We start from the raw sequence: 5,025 nt of genomic DNA on the forward strand, positions 1-5,025 counted from the left end.
CGCCCGGCGGACGAGGTCGGGGTCGGGCGGGGCGAGGGGCGCGGACGGGCTCCGGCCGGCGGCCGGAGCGGCCTCGCCCCGGGCCTGCGCGTAGGCCGCGGCGAGTTCCGCCACCAGGACGTCCTTCGACTCCCCGTCGAAAACCGCGTGGTGCACGACGGCCAGCAGCTGCGCCGCATCACCTCGGCCGCGGTAGAGGGTGAACCGCGCCAACGGGCCCGCCTGGAGGTCGAAGGGGCGCGCCGCGTCCTCGGCCAGCCGCTTCTCCCGGCTCTGCGCGCAGTCCTCGGAGGCGTCGACCACGTCGAGGACCGGAGCGGCGCCGGGCTCCAGCACGAGGCTCCCCTCGCGTTCCACGAACACCTGGGACAGGGCGGGGTGACGTGCCGTCACCGTCGAGACGGCCCGGGAGAGAGCCTCGGCGTCGACCCGGTCGAAGGAGAGCAGGACGGGCATGTGGAACACCCCGTGCACCTGGCCGAGGCGCTCGGTGAACCAGATGCCCCGCTGGAGGGGCGACGCGTGCAGGGGGAGGGTGTGTGGCATGTGCGGCTCGATTCGGCAGTCGGTGAATGGCGCGTTCCCCGTGGCCGGGCGCCGACGTGGCCGGCACCGCGGACTTCTCTGGCGACCCGGCCTCCGGGTGGCGTCCGACCGGCCCCCGCCGGCCGACGGGCCGCTCCGGCCTCGACCGTCCCGGCCCGCAGATCCCCCCTGCGCACGACCGGGTCGGAGCCGGTCCTCTCCCCCGGTGAAAGACCGATCTTGGTCCAGACCTGCCGAGAGGTTGGCAGAGAAGCCCAGCGCCGTCAAGGGTCGTCCACCCCGCCGACAAAGGCGTCATGAACGCGTCCAACCTGCGGGAATGCGGTCCCGGGGCGGCTTTCTGATCGTTCGTCATCGTCTCAACGGCCGCCGACTGCGCCGTGAGGCACCGGCGGGACCGGCCCCCGGTGCCGCCGCGACGCGTCGATGGGGCGCCGTAGCGCCCCGGGCCCCGGGCCGACGCCGGATCAGGCGAGCGGGCGGCAGAGCAGGGCGGCCGGGGCCCCGTACTGGAGGCGCTGCCAGGTGGAGGCGACGCCGGCCAGGTACTCGCCGTCCGCGCACTGGCCCTTGTAGCGGCCCGGCGCCCAGTCGCTCGCCACCGAGCCGCCGGTGGCGGGCCGGTTGTCGCCCCGGTCGAACCAGAGGGTGCGGCCGTTCAGCGGCAGCGGGGCGGCGGCGGGTGCGCACAGCAGCGCGGCCATGCCGTTGTTGTGCACGCTGTAGCCGACCGCGAAGGTCCGGTCGGGGCACTGGAGCTTGTCGTAGCCGTACGCCCAGTCGCCCCCGGTGACGTAGCGCTCGTCGGTGACGGTGGTCCAGTCGCCGCTGCCGGCGGCCGGCTCGCCCGCGTCGGTGCACAGGGCCCGGCTGTCGCCGCGGGCGAGGGCGGTCAGGCGCTGGCCGTCCGGGCAGTTGCCCTTGCGGTTGCCGGTGCTCCAGTCCGCGCGTGCGAGCATCCGCCGGGAGAGGTTCTGGTCGGCGTGGTCGAGGCCGAGCATGTTCCAGTGGTTCACCGCGGGCACCGGGCCGCTCGCCCCCGGCGCGGCGATCAGCCTCGTCCAGTCGGCGGCCCGCCAGTCGCCGGGGTCGGTGAGGCCGGTGCGCCTGCCGTCGGGGCCGTAGGAGAGCAGCGCCCAGGTGTCCAGCGGCCCGCCGGTGGCGTCGGCCCAGCCGACCAGGGGCCAGACGGCGAAGTCGGTGTCGTTGCGTACCAGGATGTCGGTGAAGGAGTGCAGCCAGGCCTGCTCCTTGGCGTCGGTCGAGCCGCGGCCGCCCGCGCCGAACTCGCTGATCCAGACCGGGGCCGTGAAGTGCTGCCCGGCCCTCGTGACGAACAGGGCTTCGTCGTCCACGACCTGGGCGAGCTGCTCGGGGGTGAAGTCCTGGTAGCGCGGGTCGTTCGTCGATCCCGGGCCGCTGCCCGCGCCGGTGTTGGCCGGGCCGGTGTAGGCGTAGAAGTGCGCGGAGTAGACCAGCTTGCCGGAGTCGATCAGGGTGTTGGAGAGGTTGCGCACCGGGGTGAGCATCGGGCGGCCGTGGCTGAACCCCGCGGCGGGGATGCCGTACCAGTTGATGCCCTCCATGACGACGAGCATGTCCGGGTCGGCCTGGAGGATGCGGTTGCCGGCCTCCTCGAAGGCGGCGTACTCGTCGTGGCTGTCGCCCCAGCCCCAGTTGGGGTCGTCCCAGACGTCCCGGCGGACCTCGTTGCGCAGGTCGGCGCCGACCACCCGCTTGTCCGCCTTGTAGCGGTTCACCATGAACAGCCAGTCGTCCACCCACTGGGCGGTCGACTGGCCGCTGTTCCAGCGCTCGTTGCCGTCCAGGCCGCAGCAGAAGCGGTAGCTGGTGGTGTGGTTGTTGAGGATCACCGCGAAGCCGTCGGCAGTGAGCGCGGCCACCACGGCGTCGAAGACCTGGAGCGGGGTGCGGCCGCGCAGCTGCGGGTTGGCGGCGACGGCGGAGTCCGGGACGGGCGCGTTGTCGTGGATCACCGCGTTGGCGAACGGCAGCCGGATGCTGTTGATGCCGAGCTCGTGGAAGTCGGCCAGCAGCCGGGCCACCGGTACCCGGTCCAGGCCCAGCGGGATGTTGTGCGACACCTGTCCGGCCTGGTTGTTCGCCGGTTCGTCGACGTTTCCGCTGCCCTGCCAGGTGCCCTGCGCGCCGGCCCAGTTGGCGGACTTCAGCTTGAAGCGCTCGCCGTTGGCGTCCACCACGTAGCGCCCGCGGGTGCTCAGCGGCCCGGTCCAGGAGGCGGCCGGCCGGGCCCCGGTACCGTCGTGCGGCGCCGCGACGCCGGGGCCCGCCGCCAGGACGGCGAGGACCGGCAGGGCCGCGGCCAGGGCGAGCAGGCGCGCCGCAAGACTCTTCATGATCGTCCCCGCTGTGGTGAGGTGGCTCGGGCCGTGACCGGGCGCACCGGCGCCGTCGACGGGGACCGACGATATGACGGAACCTCAGGCGCGGGAAGGGTGCATGCCGTCCTCCCGGGGAAATCCGGGTGAACGTCAGCGGACGCGCCGAAGGAGGCGCACACCCGGGGCCACCGCGAGGCGGCGACCAGGAAGCCGGCCGCCGTCAGCAGCCAGGCACCCGCCGCGATCCACAGCGCTTCGCGCAGCAGCCGCAGGCCGTGGCCTCATCCGGGTGTCCCATCGGGCGCGCCGGGAGCCGGCCGCCGTGAGACGGCGGGGTTGACCCGGGCCTGTCGGGCCAGGAGATCGGCGAAGGCCACGGTGAGCGGGTCGGGGCGGGTGCGGGTGTAGGCGGTGAGGGTGCGCAGGATCGGAGGGTCCGGGCGCAGCAGGGCGCCCTCGAAGTGCGCCGGGACGATGTCGGCGGGCACCAGGGCGGGGCCGAGCCCGGCCGCGGCCAACAGCGGCGCGGCCGAGGTCTGTTCGGCGCGGATCGCCGCCCGGGGGTGGAAGCCCGCCCGGGCGCAGACCTGGTCGAGCAGGTCGGCGAGGCCGTTGTCGGGGGCGTAGTGGACCCAGTCGCGGTCGGCGAGTTCGGCCAGGTCGACCGTGCCGGCGGGGCGGTCGGCCAGCGGGTCCTCGGCGGGCAGGACGATCGTGAACTCCTCGACGCCCAGCTCCCGGATCGGCCCCTCCCAGCCGGTCGGCGCGGGGCCGATGGCGAGGTCGGCGCGGCCCGCGGCCATGGCGTCCTGGAGCCGGTCGGTGTGGGAGTACTCGCGCAGCCGGATCCGGACTCCGGGGTGCCGGCGGTGCCAGTCCCGCAGCACGGGCGGCAGGATGCCGAGACTGACCGAGTAGACGACGGCGACCTCCAGTTCGCCCTCCTCCAGCCCGGCCGTGCGACGGGCCGCCGCGTGCAGGCGCTCGGCCTCGGCCAGCGCGGCACGGGCGTGCGGCAGGACCGCCCGGCCCATCGGGGTGAGCCGCACCGAGCGCGGCAGGCGCTCCAGCAGCGGGCCGCCGAGCGCACCCTCCAGGGCCCTGATCTGGTGGGAGAGCGCGGGCTGGGTGACGTGCAGCTGTTCGGCCGCACGGGTGAACGATCCGGTGTCGACCACGGTGGCCAGGTATTCGAGTTGCCTGAGCGTCGGCGCTGCCATGAGCAGATGTTATCGCTGAGGTAGAAAACAAGCCTTGGACTCATCAGTGCTGGTCGGGAGAGGGTCGTGGTGTGGCCGCCGAGGGACGCAGCGGGCGGCCGATTCCCCGATGATTCGAAGGAGTTCCGCCATGTCCGACACCACCTCCCTCCAGGGGCAGCGGCTCGTCGTGGTCGGCGCGGGTTCGCGCACCGGCCGGGCCCTCGCCAAGGCCGCCTCGACGGCCGGCGCCTCCCTGGTGCTGGCCGGCCCGGACCCGCGCAAGCTGGAATGGACGGCCGGGGAGCTGTCCGGGCCGTCCGAGGTGATCGCCCTGGACATCGCCGACGAGCAGTCGATCGCCGACTTCGCCGCCCGGGCCGGCCGCTTCGACCACCTGGTCTCGACCGCCGCGATGCCGGCCAACGGCCCGCTGCGGGAACTCGAAGCGGCCGACGTGCAGCGGGCGTTCGCGGCGAAGGTGATCGGTCCGCTGCTGCTGGCCAAGCACCTGGCCGGGCAGGTCTCCGAGAGCGGCTCGTTCACCTTCTTCTCCGGCGTGGCGGCGTGGCGTCCGGCGCCCGCGCGCACGGTGATGGCCACCACCAACGGCGCGCTGGCCTTCCTGGTCCAGGCGCTGGCGGTGGAGATCGCGCCGGTCCGGGTCAACGCGGTCTCCCCCGGCATCGTCGACACCGGCTCCTGGGACGGCCTGGGCGCCGACAAGGAGGCGTTCCTGCGCGGGGTGGCCGAGCGCAACCCGGCCCGCCGCGTCGGCACCCCGGAGGACCTGGTCAAGGCCGTGCTCTACGCCATCGACAACCCGTACGTCACGGGCACGGTGCTGCACGTCGACGGCGGCGGCCGGCTCGCCTGACCTCCGGCCCGTGGGCCGCGGCGCCGCGCCGCCGCGGCCG

The 5,025-nt window shown here is 74.4% G+C and carries 4 protein-coding genes; 1 reads left to right on the forward strand and 3 read right to left on the reverse strand.

Annotated elements, in window-relative coordinates; all coding sequences use genetic code 11:
* From KS423_RS38175 to KS423_RS38185, 3 genes are all read right to left on the reverse strand, one after another.
* The coding region (locus tag KS423_RS38175) for a condensation domain-containing protein (protein WP_224284329.1) at window positions 1–546 on the reverse strand (546 nt) is incomplete at its 3' end.
* 467 nt (window positions 547–1,013) lie between these two features.
* Window positions 1,014–2,924 (reverse strand): glycoside hydrolase family 5 protein, encoded by a 1,911-nt coding sequence (locus KS423_RS38180; RefSeq protein WP_224284330.1) that lies wholly within the window; start codon window positions 2,922–2,924, stop codon window positions 1,014–1,016.
* A 266-nt stretch (window positions 2,925–3,190) separates the two neighbouring features.
* Window positions 3,191–4,129 carry a LysR family transcriptional regulator gene (locus KS423_RS38185; protein ID WP_224284331.1) on the reverse strand — a complete coding sequence of 313 codons (939 nt, stop codon included), beginning with the start codon at window positions 4,127–4,129 and terminating at the stop codon, window positions 3,191–3,193.
* A gap of 130 nt (window positions 4,130–4,259) precedes the next feature.
* Here KS423_RS38185 and KS423_RS38190 point away from each other — a divergent pair, with 130 nt between their 5' ends.
* Window positions 4,260–4,985, forward strand: coding sequence for an SDR family oxidoreductase (locus tag KS423_RS38190; protein WP_224284332.1), 726 nt, complete (start codon window positions 4,260–4,262; stop codon window positions 4,983–4,985).
* The last annotated feature ends 40 nt before the right edge of the window (window positions 4,986–5,025 follow it).

Source organism: Streptomyces sp. LS1784, from assembly GCF_020103755.1.
Classification (GTDB): Bacteria; Actinomycetota; Actinomycetes; order Streptomycetales; family Streptomycetaceae; genus Kitasatospora.